This window comes from Actinopolyspora lacussalsi subsp. righensis (assembly GCF_900116555.1).
Taxonomy (GTDB): Bacteria; Actinomycetota; Actinomycetes; order Mycobacteriales; family Pseudonocardiaceae; genus Actinopolyspora; species Actinopolyspora lacussalsi.
Map to the genome: position 1 here is coordinate 350,018 of NZ_FPAT01000001.1, position 17,270 is coordinate 367,287.

The window sequence follows — 17,270 nt, forward strand, 5'->3', positions numbered from 1 at the left end:
GACGAGGAATGAGCAGCAGGTGCACCACGACAGGAAACTGACCGAGGAACGGATCGACCGGATGCTGCGCGACCGCGTCCGGCCCGCTCTCCGACCGGAGGCCACGCCGGTCACGCTCGACACCTGGCACGGCACGAGCGCGCCGGTACCGGTCGCGAACAGCGGTTCGTCCGGGGAGTACCGCGGCGCGGAGGTGGGCGACCGCTGGGGCCCGCCGTGGAGCACCACCTGGTTCCGGCTGCGCGGGGAGGTCCCCACCGAATGGGCCGGACGTGCCGTGGAGCTCGTGTTCGACCCGGGGTTCGACCACCGACGGCCGGGTTTCCAGTGCGAAGGACTGGTGTACCGACCGGACGGTTCGATCGTGAAGGGGCTGAACCCACGCAACGAGTGGGTACGCGTGAGCGAGGCCGCCACTGGTGGTGAACCGGTGGAGTTCCACGTGGAAGCGGCGGCGAATCCGGTGATCCTCGGCGTTCACTCGTTCACCCCCACCGAACTGGGCGATCCGGACACCGCGGGCACGGAGCCGCTGTACCGCGTCGAACGTGCCGAGCTGACCGTCTTCGACCACCGCGTCGAGCGGCTGGTCCACGACATCGAAGTACTCGACCAGCTCATGCGGCAGCTCAGCACGGACGATCCGCGGCGTTGGGAGATACTGCGCTCCCTCGACCGCTGCATGGACGCGCTGGACCCGCGCGACGTGAGCGGTAGCGCGGACCGTGCGCGCGAGGTACTGGACCCGGCATTGCGGAAACCGGCGCACGCCAGCGCGCATCGCGTGTCGGCGATCGGCCACGCGCACATCGACTCGGCGTGGCTGTGGCCGTTCCGCGAGACCGTGCGCAAGGTGGCCAGGACGGTGTCGAACGTGCTCGGGTTGCTGGAGGAGCATCCGGAGTTCGTCTTCGCCATGTCCCAGGCGCAGCAGTTCGCCTGGCTCGAGCGGCACTATCCACAACTCCACCGACGGGTTCGGTCCGAGGTGGCCGCGGGGAGGTTCGTCCCCGTCGGCGGCATGTGGGTCGAGGCCGACACGAACATGCCCGGCGGTGAGGCGATGGCGCGGCAGCTGGTGCACGGCAAGCGGTTCTTCCTGGACGAGTTCGGCGTGGAGACCGACGAGGTGTGGCTGCCCGACTCGTTCGGTTACAGCGCGGCACTGCCGCAGCTGATCGCCCTGTCCGGTTCGAGCTGGTTCCTGGGCCAGAAGGTCGCCTGGAACCAGACGAACGAGTTCCCGCATCACACCTTCCACTGGGAGGGGATCGACGGCACCAGAATCCTCACCCACCTGCCGCCGGTGGATGTCTACGACTCCGAGCTGTCCGCGGCCGAACTGGCGCACGCCTCGGCCAACTTCGCCGAGAAGGGCGGGGCCAATCGCTCGCTGGTCCCGTTCGGCTGGGGTGACGGGGGCGGCGGTCCCACCCGCGAGATGCTGGAACGCGCCGGACGACTGTCCGATCTGGAAGGTTCACCACGAGTCACCGTCGAGTCCCCCGCCGAGTTCGTCCGCGAGGCTCGTGCGGAGTACACGGCGCCACCGGTATGGGTCGGGGAGCTGTACCTGGAGTTCCACCGCGGCACCTACACCAGCCAGGCGGGCACCAAACGGGGGAACCGGCGCAACGAGCACCTGCTGCGCGAGGCCGAGCTGTGGGCGGCGACGGCGAACGTGTACCGCGGTCTCCCCTACCCGCACGAGCGACTGGACCGGCTCTGGAAAGCCGTGCTGCGCAACCAGTTCCACGATGTCCTGCCCGGATCGTCCATCGCCCGGGTGCACCACGAGGCGGAGCGGGAGCACGAACTCGTCCACGGCGAACTGGAGGAGGTCATCGATCGGGCCCAGCGAGAATTGGCCGGATCGGGCTCGACACCGCTGGTGTTCAACGGCGCTCCGCACGAGCGCGACGGGGTTCCGGCTGGCGGCGCGGCGTCCTCGGCCCTACCGGCCGCGTTCGTGGAACTCTCCGAAACGGACGACGGATTCGTGCTGCGCGACGAATCGCTGCGAGTCACGATCGACCGACGGGGCACCGTCACATCGCTGTACGACCTGACAGCCGACCGCGAGCTCATCCCGGAAGGTTCGGCGGGCAACGTGCCGCGGGCGCATCCGGACCTGCCGAACCGGTGGGACGCCTGGGACATCGACGCCTTCTACCGCAACAACGTCACCGAACTGCTGGATGCCGAGGAAGTGGCGGTACTGGAGAACGCTGCGGATCATGTCACGGTGCGCGTGGTGCGTTCCTTCTCCGACTCGCGGATCACCCAGGAGTTGACGCTGCGGGGCGGCGCCGCGCGGCTGGAGATCGACACCGAGGTGGACTGGCACGAGTCCGAGACGCTGCTCAAACTCGCTTTCCCGGTGGACGTGCACACCGATCGCATGGCGGCCGAGACCCAGTTCGGACACCTGTACCGGCCGATTCACGAGAACACCAGCTGGGACGCGGCCAAGTTCGAGACGTGTGCCCACCGCTGGGTCCACGTGGGTGAGGCGGGCTACGGCGTAGCCCTTGCCAACGACACCACCTACGGCCACGACGTGACCCGCTGGGCCAAGAACAGTGGCGGTACCGCGACGACGGTGCGTGCCTCGCTGCTGCGTGCTCCCCGGTTTCCCGATCCGGACGCCGACCGGGGGACGCACCGTTTCCGGCACGTCCTCATCCCGGGAGCCGAGATCGGTGACGCGGTTCGGGAGGGCTACCGGCTCAATCTGCCCTCCCGAACCGTGCGGGGCGAGTCACCGGTGGAACCGCTGGTCACCAGTGACAACCCCGCCGTGGTCCTCGAAGCGGTGAAGTTGGCCGAGGACGGCTCCGGAGACGTGGTGATGCGACTGTACGAATCCTCGGGTGGCCGCGCCACGAGCCGGGTCACCACCGGTTTCGCCCCGGTGAGTGTGCGGGCGACCGATCTGCTGGAACGACCGTGGGCCGATGGGGCGCTCGAACACGACCCAACGGGGTTCCGGCTGACGCTGCGCCCGTTCGAGATCCGCACGCTGCGGCTGGAGCGGGCGTGACCGTATCCGAAAGCTCGGCCGCTCGGCGACCTCGAGTCAGGAAGCGCACTCCTTCCAGGCGAAGTGGTAGGTGGTCTCGATACTTCCGTCGGTCGAGTCCATCGTCATGAAGCTGGTCTCGCCGGAGTCCGAGTCCCCCGCGTCCACCCGCAGTTCGGTGTTGATGTTGAAGTTGCGCTGTACACCGCAGGGCTTGTAAACGATGTCGGCGATCTCGGTCTCGTCGGTGACCTGCCAGTTGTCGCTGTAGGATCCCTCGAACGTCTTGCTGGAATGCGTGGTCCGGGAATCCCCCTGGAAGTAGTAGCTGGCTTGCTGGGTACCGGTGGCTCCTTCCGCGAGGTGGGCGAATCCGCGGTAGTCGGCCCGGGCTATCCCGTAGGTGAGCCCCTGAGGAACGTGCACGACCAGATTGAGCTGACAGTTCTTCCGGAAGGCCGTGGGATCCGTGTCGGGCCCCACCTCTGCCAGATAGTCGCTGTAGGTGACGGTGAAGGCCTTGTTGTCGGGCGATACGGCCACGTCCGCCGTGCCTTCGGGACATCCGGAACCGTTCACGGTGGCGACGTCGATGACGATCTCGTCCGAAGGCGGGGAGTCGAACGGGCCCGAGGTCGGCGCGAGAAGAGTGGACAGCGCCATTCCGGACGCGATCAAACCGTTGAGCATCCTGTTTCTCCTGTTCGGGTGGAAAACCACACTGCTGTTCGTTTCCGTTGTTCGGACAACTGGCCGATCCATTTCGAGAAACGACCGGCAACGAGTTTATGGGAGCGCTCCCGAAAACTATAGACACTTTCGGAGCAATTTCCGAACAACCAGGAGTAACGGCCACACGGCAGGGCCAATGATGGGATGAACCGAATTTTCGGACTCACTTTCGAAGCTAAATCGTGTGGAATATTCCCTCCCGAAACCTGTTCACTCGAACGATTTCGAGCTTCTCGACGCCGCAACGAAGTCTCGCCACCCCGGGGGTGTCGCCGGACATCAGGAACGCCACCGAATCCAGGCACCGTGCGAATCGGTCGTGGCCAGCGTCTCGTGCCCGTCCCGCGCCAGAACGAACGAGTTCTCCGGCCCCGCGGATACTTCCGCCGGGCCGATCACCCCGGCGGTTTCATTGGAGAGCCAGACCGCACCGAGCTCCCGCACGGCGGTAGCGAACTCGCGGCGAACGGATTCGGGGACGTAGGCCAGCACCGCCGAGTGATACACCACCAGGGTGGCCCCGCTCGGTGCGCTCGCGGCGATCCGCCCGAGATCGTCGAGGAGGTCACCCCGGTGGACCACCGGACGATGCCGCGCCGCGACGCGCAGCGCCGCGCGCAGCCGGTCACGCCGCTCGGTCTCCCCCGGCCACAGCAGGCATTCCAGCCAGTTCGCGTGCTCGTCCTCCGTCGCGTCGAGCGGGGAGGTGTCGAGACCCGCGCGCCACGCGACGTTCGGAACCCTGCCGGGTAGCGGAACCGGCCCGATAGGACGACAGCGCAACGTCGGTGCTTCGGGATCGGTACCGGTCACGTGGTGCCCGGCGAAATCGTACGAGTAGAGATCGGGAAGCAGGTTCAGCCCGGCCGAAGCACCGACCTCCAGCAACGCCAGCGGTTCCGGGAGCCGAGCCAGCGCGGGAAGCAGTGTGGCGCACCGCCCCGCCTCGTTGGTCTGGGTGCGCCTGGCCAGCAGTACCGAGATCAGTTCCGCGGTACGCTCCCGCACCAGTTCACGCAGCGTCTCGGGATCGGCGGGGCGACCGAGCAGGTACCGGGCGGCGGCGAACAGCAGGTTCGGTTGGCGTTTCTCGCTCGGCAGCGTCTCCAACAGGCCCAGGATCTCCGCGTCGGAGGCGACCGCCTCGGCGAGCGCGCCGTACTGCGGGGACTTCTCGGCCACCGCCACGCCGAACCTCCGGTAGTTCTCGGCGGTGCTCACTCCCGATTCGATCCCGGCCATGCCCCGTTCGCCCGGTTCACTGCCCTTACTTCCGTCGATCATGCCGAAAGTATGCCCGAGAACGGCGAGAACGACGATGACCGATTTCCGTCGCCCGCGGCACCGGAGCAGGATCGGAGGGCGGCGAGCGGAGGAACAGCGGTGCGCAAGATACGAAACCTCACCGGCCCCGGCGTGACCGACGAGTTCGGGATCGGCGGCACCGATCTGGGAGTGATGACCACCGCGCCGGACGGCCGGTTGGTGGCGGTCTTCGGTGACACCTTCGAGCGCGCCGGTGTGGGTGGCAGCGGCTGGCGTTCACCGGTGGTGCTCTTCGGGGATCCGGCCACGGTGCGCACCGGGATCGTCTGGACCGGTTCGACGGGCCGAGGTCGCTACGCCGAGCAGGCGCTGCCCTACCGGCACGACTCGATCATTCGCGGCAGGCGGGTCGGCACCGTGATTCCCACCGACGTCATCACGATCGGCGGAACGATGTATCTGCACGTGATGGTCTGCGCCGGTATCGGCAGGGTGCACTGGACCGAGATACACCGCTCCACCGACAACGGGGAGAGCTGGACCCGCACCGGGGCGAACTGGCCGGGCGATCACCACGGCGGCTTGTTCCAGATGCTGACCTGGGAGCCGGGGGACGACGGCTACGTCTACTGCTTCTCCACCGGTTTCCAGCGTGACAAGGGACTGTTGCTGCACCGCGTTCCGGCCGAGCTGATCACCGAGCCCGGCGCGTGGCGGGGATGGGGTTTTCGGCGGGGCGCGTGGGCCTGGGGCAATCCGCCCACGGTCGCGTTGACCGGGGCTTACGGTGAGCTGTGTCTGCGTCGCGTCGAGAACCGGTGGTTGCTGTGCCTGTTCGACGCGGGCGATTACCGCGTCGACGTGTTGTCGCTCGCCCACCCCACCTCGAATCTCTACGAGGTGCCGCGCACCACGGTGCTGCGTGGCACGGCCTGGCACGAGGAGAACCACGCGACCGGGCGAGTCGCCCAGCTATACGGCTCCTACATCGTCCCGGGATCCACGTTGGACGACCTTCATCTGGTGATAAGCCAGTGGAACACCGGGCGGAACTGGCCCTACCGGGCGATGCAGTTCGCGGGGGCGCTGCCCCGCGAAGCCAGGTAGGGCTTCGGAAGTCGGACGGGACCGAGCCGCCGATCAGGACGCGGGCGCGGCGTGCTCGCTGTCCCGCTGCGCGAGCAGTTTTCGGATCGGTCCGAGTGCGGTGTTCACCCCGACCAGCGCGGTGGCGAAATCCCGGGCGCGGGAGGTCAACCTGCCGCGACGCAGCATCAGGGCCGCCAATTGGCGTGAGTTGCGCTGTGCCGATTCGACTCGGGGCCGTTGGGCACGTTCGTAGTCCCGCAGTGCCCGGGGCACCGTGCTCCTGTCGGCCGGGGCGAGGCGCCGTGCCAGTGCACCCGCGGATTCGATCGCCATGGCCGCGCCCACTCCTGCCGTCGGCAGGAAACCGGCCGCCGCGTCGCCGAGCAACGCGAAGCGACCCGTGGTCCAACCGTCGCACCGCACGTCGGACAGACTCCAGTAGTGGCTCTCGGGGGTGTTCGCCAGCTCGGTCAGCGCGCAGGAGGAGCGGGGGTCGAGGTTGTGCAGCCTGTCGCGGACGAGCCGGGCGAACGCCGCTGGGCCGCGGGTGGTGTCGGTACGGGGCCCGCCGACGAAGACGCCGATCCTGCCGGGAACGGGGTACAGCCCCACGAAGCACCCCGGGCCCCAGGTTTCCTGGTAGGTGTCGGGCCACTCGTCGGGATCGGACCACGTCACCCAACCACCCCAGGTGGTGTCGTGGGTATGCACCCGTTGCGGGTCGAGCACCAGGTCGCGGGTTGTGGAGTGAATCCCGTCCGCGGCGATCACGGCGTCGAACTCCGCCCGTAACTCCGTCCCGTTCTCGGTCAGGTCGACGCGAACCGTCTCCCCGGTCGGTTCGACCGCGTGCGGAGCGGTTCGGAAGGTCACCGGTGCCCCGCCGGTGGCCAGCAGTTCCAGTAACCGGCCCCGTTCGATCCCCCGGTAGTGGCCGAACTCCCCCAGCGCGGTATCCACAGAATAGTTCCGCAGCGCCGCGCCGGTGGCGGAGCACAGCCGGTAGTGACGCACCGCCACGCTCTGCTCGAGGTAGTGTCGTTCGAGACCGAGTTCGGCCAGCACCGGGTCGACGAACGGCATGAGACCCAGCATGTACCCGGAGTCCTGCCGCTGTCCCGCACGCTCGACCAGTACCGGGTGCAGCCCCTTGGCACGCAGCGACCGCGCCAGGGTCAGACCGGCCACCCCGGCGCCGACGATCAGCACTCTCGGTTCGTGCTCACCGACTGCGGCGAGCTGCTCGGTCACGGCCGTTGGGACGAACATTCCCGCTTACCTCCGGATCACGAGTGGACCAGCTGGTCCACTCGTAACGGTAACACCCTGTGGACCGGCTGGTCCAATGATTTAGGGTGCGGTTATGGCACTGCACGACCTCGACGAGGAACGGCGTACGCGCGTGCTGGAGACGGCGACCGGCGAGTTCGTCCGGCGGGGATACGAACACGCCTCGCTGAACTCGATCATCCGGACGTGCGGGATGAGCAAGAGCTCGTTCTACCACTACTTCGACTCGAAGTCGGAGCTGTTCGACACCGTCGTGACCGAAGCGATGCGCGCGCTGGGCAGTGAGCTGGCCGTGCCGGATCCGCGCGAACTGGCGGGGCCCGAGTTCTGGGAGCGAATCACGCGGCTGGCCACCCAGCTGCTGGAACTCGCGGAGCGGGGAACCTGGGCCGCCGAGGCCGGAAAACTGTTCTACGTCTCCGACACGCCGATCGAGCACAGTCCAGCACTGCGTGACGCGATCGCGGCCGTGCGGGACTGGCTCGCTCGGGCGCTCGAAACCGGCCGCGAATGCGGGGCGGTACGGGACGACCTGCCGAGTTCGCTGCAGGCATCGCTGGTGTTCGCGGTGCTGCGGTCCCTGGACGACTGGTCACTGCACCAGCTGCGGGAGTACTCGGCACCGGAACGCGAGCGGCTCGCCCGGGCGCAGCTGCGGACGCTGCACCGGATGCTGGCCCCCGACTCCGTGCTGGCCGGCGACCCCGTGCCGGCCCGTGGTTCGGAGAGCGGGTAGGCCCGCGCCGGCTCATCCCGGCGACGGTACCCACCCGCCGAAAGCGCTACCCGATGCTGCCGACCTTGTCGGCGAGTTTCGCACGCAGCCGCGCCAACGGTCCGTCCGAACCGGACTCCCGGGTGCTCGGCTCCGGCAGCCGACCCGCCACCGCGTCGTCCAGCAGGGTTCCGACCGTCTCCTTGGCACAGCTGCGGTTGGCTCCGATCCCGCCGGAGGGACCACGCTTGATCCAGCCCACCACGTAGGTCCCGGGCCGGTCGGTGACCCGCCCACCGGAGTTCGGCACGGTCGCGGTTCCCTCGTCGAAGGGCAGGCCGGGCAACGGCGCTCCCCGGTAACCAACCGCGCGCACCACCAGTCCGGCGGGGATCTCGACGTCGTCGGCGCTGGCATCGCCGACGCGGATGCCCCGAACCGCGTTCTCTCCCATCAGCTCCAGCGGGGAAGAGTGGAACCGGAACACGACGCGACTCCGCCCGTTCACCGCGGCCTCCCCGGCCGGAGCGGACCAGTCGACGGCTTGCCGGGAGACGTCCCGCAGCAGCCCCGCCTTGTCATCGTCCCCGGCGGCGTCGATGGTGGGCTCGATTCGCGGATCGTGCGTGTCCACCACGAGTTCGATGTCCTCGCGCTGGGTGAGTTCGAGCAGTTCGGGCCTGGTGAAGGCCGCGTGCTCGGGACCACGGCGCCCCAGCAGCACCACTTCACGGACCCTGCTGGAACGAAGCAGGTCCAACGCTCGCGGCGAGATCGAGGTGTCGGCGAGCCGTTCGGGGTCGGTGCTGAGTATGCGTGCCGCGTCCAGCGCGACGTTGCCGTTGCCCACCACGACCACCCGCTCTGCGGACAGATCGACTGTCTCGGCGACGGCGTCGGGATGGCCGTTGTACCAGGAAACCAGGGTGGTGGCGCTGACGCTGCCCGCCAGCTCCTCCCCCGGAACACCGATGTCGCGGGCCGAGGAGGCCCCGACCGCGTAGATCACGGCGTCGTGCCGAGCGCCCAACTGCTCGACGGAAACGTCCTTGCCGACCTCCACGCCGAGTCGCATCCGCAGCCGGGGGTGGGTGTGGAACCGCGCGAAGGTCTCCCCGATCCGCTTCGTCGAGGGGTGATCGGGCGCCACGCCGTATCGCACGAGACCACCCGCCACGGGCAGCCGGTCCAGCAGGGTTACCCGGCAGTTGGTGTGCAGCAGCAGGTCCTCGACGGCGTACATCCCGGCAGGCCCGGTGCCCACGACCGCGATGTCCAGCGGCGCGAGATCACTGGGGATCGAGTGGTCGAACACCGGCGGTCCCCAGGAGTGGAAGTTGGGCGAGGCCCCGGTGGTGCTCGTCTCCGATGCGCTGTTGGACTCCGCGCCGTTCGGCCCTGCCCCTTTCGATGCCGCGCTCTTCGATTCCGCACCGTTCGACTCCGGCAGGCCGTCGGATTCCGAAGTGAGGGCGGGTTCCGAAGCGCCGCTGGACTCCGGTTCGACGGCCGCGTCACGGTCGGCGTAGTACGCGGCGTTGATGTCGGCGTAGGCCCGGAGCGACCCGGTCAGCCGGTCCACCGGGAATATCGCGTCGACCGGGCAGGCGTCGGCACACGCTCCGCAGTCGATGCAGGTGCTCGGATCGACGTAGAGCATCTCGGTGGTGCCGAAGTCCGGCTCGTTCGGGGTGGGATGGATGCAGTTGACCGGGCACGCCGCGATGCAGGAAGCATCGGTGCAGCAGGTCTGGGTGATCGCGTAGGCCATGGCTCAGATCAGGTTCGCTCGCTTGTAGAACCACATGGCGGGCTTGGTGAGCAGTCCGGCCGAGTCGAGGAACTCCATCAGCCCGGCGCAGCTGGAACGCACCAGCGACTTGTAGTGCTGGTTCGCCTTGGCCTCGCGGACGGCTCGGTCCACGTCCAGTCCCGCGTTCTCGTAGACCTTCTTGTTGACCATGCTGGTGACGATGAAGTACGAGGCGGCGGCGACCACCACGGATTGGATCTGCTTGCGCACCGGCCCCACGCCGCGGAGACGCTCCTTGGTCTCCTGTCGGGCGAACTTCATGTGCCGGGACTCCTCGACCACGTGGATGTTGTTGATGGTGCGGACGAAGGGGGCGACCCGTTCGTCGCGCATCCAGTCCCGCTGCATGACGTCGAGGACCTCCTCGGCGACCAGGATCGCGGCGTATGCCGCCTCGCCGAAGGCGAGCGTCTTGAACGCGCGGCCGAGTTCGATCACCGGGCGGGGCGGACGATAAGCGGGTGCGCGCAGCTTCGCGGCGCCGCGACCGAACATGATGGAGTGTCGGCACTCGTCGGCGATCTCGGTCAGCGCCCACTGGAAAGCGGGGTCGGCCGGATCCTTGGCGTAGAAGTCCCGCAGCACCATCTGCTGCAGGATCATCTCGAACCAGATGCCGGTGCTGGCCACGCAGGCCGCTTCCTGCCTGGTGAGCTCGCGTTGCTGCTCCGGACTCATCTCGGACCAGTAGGCGGTGCCGTAGAGCGTGCTCCACTCCGGACTCGCACCGTGGTGGTCGGTGTCGAGCGGTGTCTCCCAGTCGACCTCCTGGGCCGGGTCGTAGGACAGCGTCTCCGAGGAGTCCAGCAACCTGCGGGCGACGTCCTCACGCTCGGACGCCGCCGCGGTGGCGTCGGATCCGGTGATACTGCTGGTCATGGGCACTCCCTACCGAAATGACGACGATATCTCGGTGCCGCCGAAATAGTGTTACTGAAGGTAACAGCTACTTGCGGGTAGCCGCGAGGGTGCGACATACGCTACATCTGTGACTTACACCACAACAGAGAACGCATCGCGCTGTACACAGGAACGCGTCTCTCGTGCCCAACGAGCGAGAACGCCGAAACGAAACTCCCGGCCGAAAGTCCGGACACCTCCGGCACCGAAGCGTCACGCGCTGCGCTAGGTCGAGAACGTGGCGGAAAGGGTGATCACAGCGGAAAACCACCGGCCAGCACACTCCTCAGCCCGACCGGTGGACGTTCCGGAAAGCTCGGCCCGGAGCAATACCGGCGCACCGAGTTTCGGGCTCTCGCCCCGACGGTGCAGAGTGGGGTGGGACCGAGGCGCCACGGCTATCACGCGGAGGCGGAAAAGCCATGCACAGCGACGAGGAGATCCGAGTCGAGACCTCCGGCAAACGGGTGCGCGCGATGCTCGGCGGGCACGTGGTGGCCGACACCAGGCGGCCGGTGCTGGTCTGGGAACACCCCTACTACCCCACCTACTACGTTCCCGAGGCCGACGTGCGGGCCGAGCTGGGCAACACCGGCGAGATGCGGCACTCGCGGCGGCTAGGCGAGGGCACGATCCACGACGTGGTCACCGACTCGACCACGGCCCCGGCGGCCGCGATCGGCTACCGGAACTCCCCGGTCGCGGAACTGCGGGACCTGGTCCGGCTGGACTGGAACTCGATGGACGAGTGGTTCGAGGAGGACGAGCCGGTCTACGTCCACCCGCGCGACCCGTACAAGCGGGTGGACATCCTGGAAAGCTCGCGGCACGTGCAGGTGCGGCTCGACGGCGTCACCGTGGCCGACTCGCACCACCCGCGAATCCTGTTCGAGACCGGCCTGCCGCCCCGCTACTACCTGCCGCTGCCCGACGTGCGGATGGACCTGCTGCGGCCCAGCGACCACGAGACCCAATGCCCGTACAAGGGGACCGCGGGCTACTGGCACGTGCACACCGGTGAGGCCGAGCACCCCGACACCGTGTGGACCTACCGCACCCCGCTGCCGGAGAGCCACAAGATCGCCGGGCTGGCCTGCTTCTACGACGAACGCGTGGACATCCTCCTGGACGGCGAGCCGCAGCGGCGACCGGAGACTCCGTTCTCCTGACGGACGACCCACCACAGTGGCCGGGTGAGGGCGGGGGCGTGCGGCTCTCGGCCAGAGTGGTGCGAAAGCGGGAACGAGCCGAGCTTTCCCGACGAAACCCAGGACATGCCACCGGGTCCGTGGTGTGATCGGGATATGCGACGAGGACGCAACGGGCACCCGTGCGAACCGGACACTTCACGAATGGGATTGTGGCGCTGCGAGGAGTGCGGGCAGCAGTGGGAGATTCACGGCGTGGAAGGTAATCCCCAAGTCCGCAGGGTCAGCCGCGTCGGGTGGTTCATCGCCAAGCTCTTCGGCTGAACCACCGTCGGACGCTGTTCAGCCGAACCTCGGAGGCTTTGCTTCGAGTTCGCAGCGCACCGGCTCCCCGTGGGCTCCAGAGACCTCCCAGGGATCGGGGCTGTTTCCGGTCTCGGACCGCGGCCCCCGACAGCCTCACCCGACCCCGGAACCAGGCCGCCGTCCGTTTTTCTGTTGAGCCGGAGGCGATGCCGGGGCTCGGGTCCCGCGTGGACCCGTAAGGCTGCGAGTCCCCCCTCGATCTCGGGTGTGTCGTGAATTGGACACAGTTTTCCCGAGATCGAGGGGGAGGTGAAGCTTCTCGGTATACCGGAATTGTGACTTCGGAGCTTCACCCCGCGCGGGGTGTTACACCCGCGCCGAGCCGGGGGTTACGCGCAGTGCCGGGATGATGGCCGGGCTGCGCGAGCATGAGCGCCAGGGCTTACCAAGGACACGGCCGGGTTCGCCTAGATCGTGCGTTGCCTGACGCGCGGACTTCACGCCCTCTGACGGCGGTCCGCACGGCTGTGAACCGTGGCCAGGACTTGTAACCCTACCCACACGCTGCCTGGGGTGCGCGTGGCGGGAAGTCTATTCCGTGCTAGACTCAGCACTGTTGTTTTGTCTTCTTGGCGGATACAAAATAACACGGAGTCCCCTGGTCACGATCAGGGGACTCTTTTTCGTCCGTGACCGAGCGTGCACACATAAAAAGCACCCTCGGAGCGAATCCGAGGGTGCGAAACTGTTCGGCTGAGGATCAGTCGAACCGGGGTTCAGTCGAGTTCGCGAATCCGCTGTGTGGCAGCGTCACCCTCCCATCCGGCGAGGGCACGGTGGTCCGCCGCCCACTCGGCGCGGGTCCAGGCTTCCGGCATTGCTTCCAGAGATTCTCGTGCGGTCTGGCAGGCTTGCTCGGTATCTCCGAGGGCGTGGAGCACGAACCCTTTGTGCCCGTTGAGGACAGGCGGTATGTGCCAGTACGAACCGTCCGGTAGTTCTTGGGGATCGGGAGCGTTCTCGATCAGGCGATCGGCTTGGGTGAGCATCCGCGTGGCGGTATGGGCATCCCCGTCGTAGGCCGCGATCTCGGCACCCTGCAAGTGCCCATATGCGCGTAGTCCCGGATCGACCCGGCTGTCACGCATCGCCGCTCGGTTGAGGTTGGCCGCCTGGCCGTAGTTACCGAGCAGCAGCGCGCGATACGCGGCGAAGCTCAGCGCGGTGGCGAGCCGTTGCGGGTCGTCGGCTTCCAGCGCCAGCCGCGCCGCACGGTCCAGGTGGGCTTGCGCGTCGCCGTACTCGTCCCGTGCGATCTTGAGCCAGCCGAGGTACTGGCTGATCTCCGAGACCAGTCCCGCCGCCTCGGTCGTGTGCTTGGACTCGTCGGCCAGGTGGTTCACGAGTCCGGCGTGAGCCGCGACGCTGGGAAGTACGGCGCTCGCGGACGTTTCGTCTTCGAGCCTGCGCACGGCCGAGAGCATGTCGGCTGCTTGGGACAGGGCCGTGGTGTCGGCCCTGCGGGGATGCTGTGCGGCCGGGCGAAGCCGCTCGGTGCGTGGGTCGGGTGCGAACCCGAGGTCGCGGTCGGATGCTCCGAGAACCGCGCGGAAGGCCGCCCGGTAGTCCCGTCCCGGCCGTTGGACCTGCCCGCGCTCAAGCTTGCCGAGGTAGTGCCGGTCCAGCGCCCCCGGCCTGCCGGTGTTGTCGAGTAGCCACGCGTTGACCCGTTCGGCCAACTCGGCACGGCTCATGTGCTCACCGGGCACGCGAGCAGATTCCGCCGCGTGCCGTGCGGCCTTGAGGTGATCGTTGCCGACCATGCTCGCCAGTCTGCCACCGAGCTGGAGAAGGTGAACGAGTGTGGAACCCGTCGAACGAGAGCACTGCTGGCTGCCCGTACCGGAACGGACTGGTTTCAAACCTTCGCTTGCTCGGACTGCACCGAATTCCGGATCACCGAGTATTCGGGCACCAGCAGCGCTGCGGGAAGCGATGACGAAAGCACCACAACTCGCAGCGACCACGCGGGGCTTCCCCGCGTCACTGGACTCAGCACTGCCGCTGCGAATCTCGCCGGATACGAGGTAGCGCGAGTCCCCTGGTCACGATCAGGAGGCTCTTCCTTGTTCGTTACCGAGTGGGCACGCATGAAAAGCACCCCCGGAGCGAATCCGAGGGTGCGAAGCTGTTCGGCTGGGGATCAGTCGAACCGGCTGGTCTTCACAGCATCAAGGAAGGCCGACCACTGCGAGCCGGTAGCGGTGAAGTAACCGGCAGCACGGTCCTTCGTGTCGCGCACGCCGATGGTGTTGGTGGTCACCGCGACTTCGACGCAGTTGTCCGCGCCCTGCGAGCGGCTGGACTTCCGCCAGGTCACGCCGGTCAGATCAGCCATGTTTACCTACTCCGTGGTCTGGTGTCGCAGCTCCTTGATTCGGCGGTCCAGCATCGTCGCGGTCTCGCGCTCGGACGCCGCCGCCGCGCGCAGCCTATCGAATGCCTGCTTATAGGCGTCCGTGTGGGCGGGACGGTCGATATAATCGGCTGACGTAAGCGCTTCCGTGTACACGTAGGTAGCTTCGGGCTCTTCCAGCGTGAACAGCTTCCACCCGCTGCCGAGCGCGACATGCTCGCCGGTCGTGAACGGGATGATCTGGATCGTGACGTTGGAGCGCTTCGCCATCTTACGCAGGTGCTGCAGCTGGTCACGCAACACCTGGTAGTCACCGATCTGCCGGTACAACACGGCTTCACCGAGAACCACCCAGACCCGTGGGCCTTCGTCGTGAAGCGCGCGGTCGGCACGCATCATTCGCTCAGCCACGCCCGGTTCGGGGTCCACGGACTCGTCCAGCGGGTTGGACAGCACCGCCCGCGCGTAGTGCTCGGTCTGCAAGATCGCGGGAATGACTTCGGGATCATAAACTTTGATCTCCGCTGAAGCACCTTCCAGAGCGACACTGGTTGCTGCCCAATCGGTAACCTTGGCCGGTTGATCGCGTCGCCGGGCTTCCTTGCCGAGTGCCCGTAGCCGTTCGGCTTGCTCCTGATCGTCCGCCACGCCGTACATCTCAAGCATGACCTCGATCTCGGCCGCGCTGGCGGTGAGATCGCCGCGCTCCACTTTGGTCAGCTTGCCCGAATACCAGTCGAGCCGTTCGGAAATCTTGGGTGGCGACACCCCTGCCGCGTTGCGCAGGTTTCGCAAGATCAAGCCAACTTGGACACGGCGCACTGCGGGTGGCGTATTGCTCATGCGAGGAAGACTATCGCGAAAGTTCGTCAGACAAGATCCCCTGATTGAGGGATCGTCAATTGCAATTGCAGTTGGATATGTTTCTAGTTGATGAGCGCGCTAAGCAGCTTGCAGGCAGGCCGCGATCTGGGTCGGGCTGCCGTGGAACGGGGGAGCTCTGTGGAGATCAGTGCGGAGACGGAGCGCATCGCGGTGTACTGGTTCACCCCGGAAGGAGATCGCTACCAGCACGCCACGGTGGACGCGTTGCCGACCGAGGGCGGTGGGGTGAGCACGCTCGGCGGGCACGACTACGCCGAAGCTCCCCCGGCCGAAGACCGGCGCATGAACCATATTCGGCCGTGCTGCGAGGACTGCTTCAACGAATACCCGCGGCTGGACCGTGGACAACCGAGCTGGAAAAGGTGAACGAGCGTGGAAACCACCGAGCGACAGCACTACTGGCTACCCGTGCCGGACAGGACAGGGTTCAAATGGCACCGGCACGCCTTCCGGGGCAAACACTGGGACGGCCGAGCCTCCGACACCTCGGTGTGCGGCAAGCCCTGCGCGATGGCCAAACCCAGCGAACTCGACTGGTTCCAAGCCCCCACCTGCCCGGGCTGCACCGAACTCCTGATCACCGAACAGGCAGGCACCGGCAGTACCGAACAGCCGGACACCGCGCATGCGGAACAGCCGGACACCGGCAGCGCCGAACAACCGGACACCGGCAGCGCCGAGGGGGAACACTGACCGGGCGAGACCCCGATCCGCATCGACCACGCGGCTACGTCCCCGCCTTCTCCGGCGAGCTGCACGAACCACCGAGAAAACGAACCACGGTGCCGCACTCGATCCTCGAACGTGTACTCGACGGGCTCCACAAACTCTGAGAACGCCCGCCAGGGAAACGAGCACGCGACAAGCGAGCGTCCTCGTCACCCTGGACACAGCGGCCAACCCAGCGGGTAAGGCACCGTCTTACCCGCTGTGAAACAGCTGTCGGCCATCGCGGTTTTCCAATGGTTCCCACGTGGTGCCGACTCGGTGCTCTGGGCCCGGACCACGATCCCAGACAGCCTTACTCGGCCCCGGAACCAGGCCGCCGTCCGGGACGGTTCTCCACCGCCGACGCGCTGGCCCAACACCCTCAAGCTGCCCGTGCCCCACGACGATGACGCCAACGCCGAGAACTACATCCGCGCGTTCGACAAAATCCGGACCCACCGTCACGAATCGAAAGAAGGCATTCTCGCATGAACACACCCGACTCGGACGAACTCACCAGCGCCGACGCCGTCGACGGCGTCGACCAACACGTCGTCGGCGCCGTCATCGACCACGGCGGCACGCTCCTCCTGCTCAAACGCCCCGCCGACGACTTCCGCGGCGGTACCTGGGAACTGCCCTCCGGCAAAGTCGAACCCACTGATACCGACCTGTACGCCGCGCTGCACCGCGAGGTCACCGAAGAAACCGGCCTGACCATCTCGTCCATCACCGGCTACCTGGGCGCGTTCGACTACACCTCCGGCTCCGGCAAGCACACCCGTCAACACACCTGGACCGTCACCGTGGCCGACCCCGCCGAGGTACGCCTCAGCGAACACGACGAGTCCGCCTGGGTGGTCACCACCGAGCAGCATCCGGTCAGCGCCGAAATACAACAACTCATCGACGCCCACCTCGCCAGCCACGCACACCACCTACACACACTGAACAACCCCGCGAGCACCTACAGCTAGGGT

At 67.2% G+C, this 17,270-nt stretch carries 16 protein-coding genes; 8 read left to right on the top strand and 8 right to left on the bottom strand.

Features of this window, described 5'->3' with window-relative positions; translation table 11 throughout:
* Positions 1 to 19: 19 nt before the first annotated feature.
* Entirely contained in the window at positions 20 to 3,043 is a 3,024-nt protein-coding gene (locus BM394_RS01620) for an alpha-mannosidase (RefSeq protein ID WP_092973649.1), read from the top strand.
* Between the two features lie 36 nt (positions 3,044 to 3,079).
* Here the strand turns inward: BM394_RS01620 and BM394_RS01625 are convergent, their stop codons facing one another.
* On the bottom strand, positions 3,080 to 3,712 hold the full coding sequence (locus BM394_RS01625) for a DUF4360 domain-containing protein (protein WP_092972987.1): 633 nt from the start codon (positions 3,710 to 3,712) through the stop codon (positions 3,080 to 3,082).
* Positions 3,713 to 4,033: 321 nt separating this feature from the next.
* Positions 4,034 to 5,038 (bottom strand): DUF2332 domain-containing protein, encoded by a 1,005-nt coding sequence (locus BM394_RS01630; RefSeq protein WP_217643280.1) that lies wholly within the window; start codon positions 5,036 to 5,038, stop codon positions 4,034 to 4,036.
* Positions 5,039 to 5,137: 99 nt separating this feature from the next.
* On the opposite strand from BM394_RS01630, the gene BM394_RS01635 reads away from it, so the two are divergent.
* Entirely contained in the window at positions 5,138 to 6,127 is a 990-nt protein-coding gene (locus BM394_RS01635) for a glycoside hydrolase family 183 protein (RefSeq protein WP_245779907.1), read from the top strand.
* A gap of 33 nt (positions 6,128 to 6,160) precedes the next feature.
* On the opposite strand, the gene BM394_RS01640 is transcribed toward BM394_RS01635, so the two are convergent.
* Positions 6,161 to 7,378 (bottom strand): FAD-dependent oxidoreductase, encoded by a 1,218-nt coding sequence (locus BM394_RS01640; RefSeq protein ID WP_092972991.1) that lies wholly within the window; start codon positions 7,376 to 7,378, stop codon positions 6,161 to 6,163.
* Between the two features lie 94 nt (positions 7,379 to 7,472).
* On the opposite strand from BM394_RS01640, the gene BM394_RS01645 reads away from it, so the two are divergent.
* Positions 7,473 to 8,135 carry a TetR/AcrR family transcriptional regulator gene (locus tag BM394_RS01645; RefSeq protein WP_092972993.1) on the top strand — a complete coding sequence of 221 codons (663 nt, stop codon included), beginning with the start codon at positions 7,473 to 7,475 and terminating at the stop codon, positions 8,133 to 8,135.
* Positions 8,136 to 8,181: 46 nt separating this feature from the next.
* Here BM394_RS01645 and BM394_RS01650 read toward each other — a convergent pair whose 3' ends face one another.
* Together BM394_RS01650 and BM394_RS01655 are read right to left on the bottom strand one after the other, a co-directional pair.
* Positions 8,182 to 9,885 (bottom strand): FAD-dependent oxidoreductase, encoded by a 1,704-nt coding sequence (locus BM394_RS01650; protein ID WP_092972995.1) that lies wholly within the window; start codon positions 9,883 to 9,885, stop codon positions 8,182 to 8,184.
* A 3-nt stretch (positions 9,886 to 9,888) separates the two neighbouring features.
* On the bottom strand, positions 9,889 to 10,806 hold the full coding sequence (locus tag BM394_RS01655) for an AurF N-oxygenase family protein (protein WP_092972997.1): 918 nt from the start codon (positions 10,804 to 10,806) through the stop codon (positions 9,889 to 9,891).
* Positions 10,807 to 11,249: 443 nt separating this feature from the next.
* On the opposite strand from BM394_RS01655, the gene BM394_RS01660 reads away from it, so the two are divergent.
* Positions 11,250 to 11,996 (top strand): DUF427 domain-containing protein, encoded by a 747-nt coding sequence (locus BM394_RS01660; protein ID WP_092972999.1) that lies wholly within the window; start codon positions 11,250 to 11,252, stop codon positions 11,994 to 11,996.
* Positions 11,997 to 13,057: 1,061 nt separating this feature from the next.
* Here BM394_RS01660 and BM394_RS01665 read toward each other — a convergent pair.
* The 3 genes from BM394_RS01665 to BM394_RS01675 all read right to left on the bottom strand — a co-directional run bounded on the left by BM394_RS01665 (position 13,058) and on the right by BM394_RS01675 (position 15,540).
* Positions 13,058 to 14,104, bottom strand: a complete 1,047-nt coding sequence (locus BM394_RS01665) for an NsdA family TPR-like regulatory protein (RefSeq protein WP_092973001.1) — start codon at positions 14,102 to 14,104, stop codon at positions 13,058 to 13,060.
* 380 nt (positions 14,105 to 14,484) lie between these two features.
* A complete protein-coding gene (locus BM394_RS01670; RefSeq protein ID WP_092973003.1) occupies positions 14,485 to 14,679 on the bottom strand; it encodes a DUF397 domain-containing protein in 195 nt (64 codons plus the stop codon).
* A 6-nt stretch (positions 14,680 to 14,685) separates the two neighbouring features.
* The gene (locus BM394_RS01675) at positions 14,686 to 15,540 is read right to left on the bottom strand and encodes a helix-turn-helix domain-containing protein (RefSeq protein WP_245779908.1); all 855 of its coding nucleotides are present in this window, start codon (positions 15,538 to 15,540) and stop codon (positions 14,686 to 14,688) included.
* Between the two features lie 90 nt (positions 15,541 to 15,630).
* Here BM394_RS01675 and BM394_RS01680 point away from each other — a divergent pair, with 90 nt between their 5' ends.
* The 4 genes from BM394_RS01680 (at position 15,631) to BM394_RS01695 (ending at position 17,267) form a co-directional block, all read left to right on the top strand.
* Entirely contained in the window at positions 15,631 to 15,948 is a 318-nt protein-coding gene (locus tag BM394_RS01680) for a hypothetical protein (RefSeq protein ID WP_245779909.1), read from the top strand.
* 6 nt (positions 15,949 to 15,954) lie between these two features.
* The gene (locus tag BM394_RS01685; RefSeq protein WP_092973009.1) at positions 15,955 to 16,275 is read left to right on the top strand and encodes a hypothetical protein; all 321 of its coding nucleotides are present in this window, start codon (positions 15,955 to 15,957) and stop codon (positions 16,273 to 16,275) included.
* A 237-nt stretch (positions 16,276 to 16,512) separates the two neighbouring features.
* Positions 16,513 to 16,782 (top strand): hypothetical protein, encoded by a 270-nt coding sequence (locus BM394_RS01690; protein WP_092973011.1) that lies wholly within the window; start codon positions 16,513 to 16,515, stop codon positions 16,780 to 16,782.
* Positions 16,779 to 17,267, top strand: coding sequence for an NUDIX hydrolase (locus BM394_RS01695; protein WP_092973013.1), 489 nt, complete (start codon positions 16,779 to 16,781; stop codon positions 17,265 to 17,267). The genes BM394_RS01690 and BM394_RS01695 overlap by 4 nt, the downstream gene beginning before the upstream one ends.
* Positions 17,268 to 17,270: the final 3 nt, after the last annotated feature.

What these genes read in the sequence shown, in the direction of transcription:
- BM394_RS01695 (WP_092973013.1), top strand. Translation starts at nt 16,779, where the DNA reads ATGAACACACCCGACTCGGACGAACTCACCAGCGCCGACGCCGTCGAC.
- BM394_RS01655 (WP_092972997.1), bottom strand. Translation starts at nt 10,806, where the DNA reads ATGACCAGCAGTATCACCGGATCCGACGCCACCGCGGCGGCGTCCGAG.
- BM394_RS01650 (WP_092972995.1), bottom strand. Translation starts at nt 9,885, where the DNA reads ATGGCCTACGCGATCACCCAGACCTGCTGCACCGATGCTTCCTGCATC.
- BM394_RS01670 (WP_092973003.1), bottom strand. Translation starts at nt 14,679, where the DNA reads ATGGCTGATCTGACCGGCGTGACCTGGCGGAAGTCCAGCCGCTCGCAG.
- BM394_RS01630 (WP_217643280.1), bottom strand. Translation starts at nt 5,038, where the DNA reads ATGATCGACGGAAGTAAGGGCAGTGAACCGGGCGAACGGGGCATGGCC.
- BM394_RS01665 (WP_092973001.1), bottom strand. Translation starts at nt 14,104, where the DNA reads ATGGTCGGCAACGATCACCTCAAGGCCGCACGGCACGCGGCGGAATCT.
- BM394_RS01680 (WP_245779909.1), top strand. Translation starts at nt 15,631, where the DNA reads ATGAGCGCGCTAAGCAGCTTGCAGGCAGGCCGCGATCTGGGTCGGGCT.
- BM394_RS01675 (WP_245779908.1), bottom strand. Translation starts at nt 15,540, where the DNA reads ATGAGCAATACGCCACCCGCAGTGCGCCGTGTCCAAGTTGGCTTGATC.
- BM394_RS01660 (WP_092972999.1), top strand. Translation starts at nt 11,250, where the DNA reads ATGCACAGCGACGAGGAGATCCGAGTCGAGACCTCCGGCAAACGGGTG.
- BM394_RS01640 (WP_092972991.1), bottom strand. Translation starts at nt 7,378, where the DNA reads ATGTTCGTCCCAACGGCCGTGACCGAGCAGCTCGCCGCAGTCGGTGAG.
- BM394_RS01645 (WP_092972993.1), top strand. Translation starts at nt 7,473, where the DNA reads ATGGCACTGCACGACCTCGACGAGGAACGGCGTACGCGCGTGCTGGAG.
- BM394_RS01625 (WP_092972987.1), bottom strand. Translation starts at nt 3,712, where the DNA reads ATGCTCAACGGTTTGATCGCGTCCGGAATGGCGCTGTCCACTCTTCTC.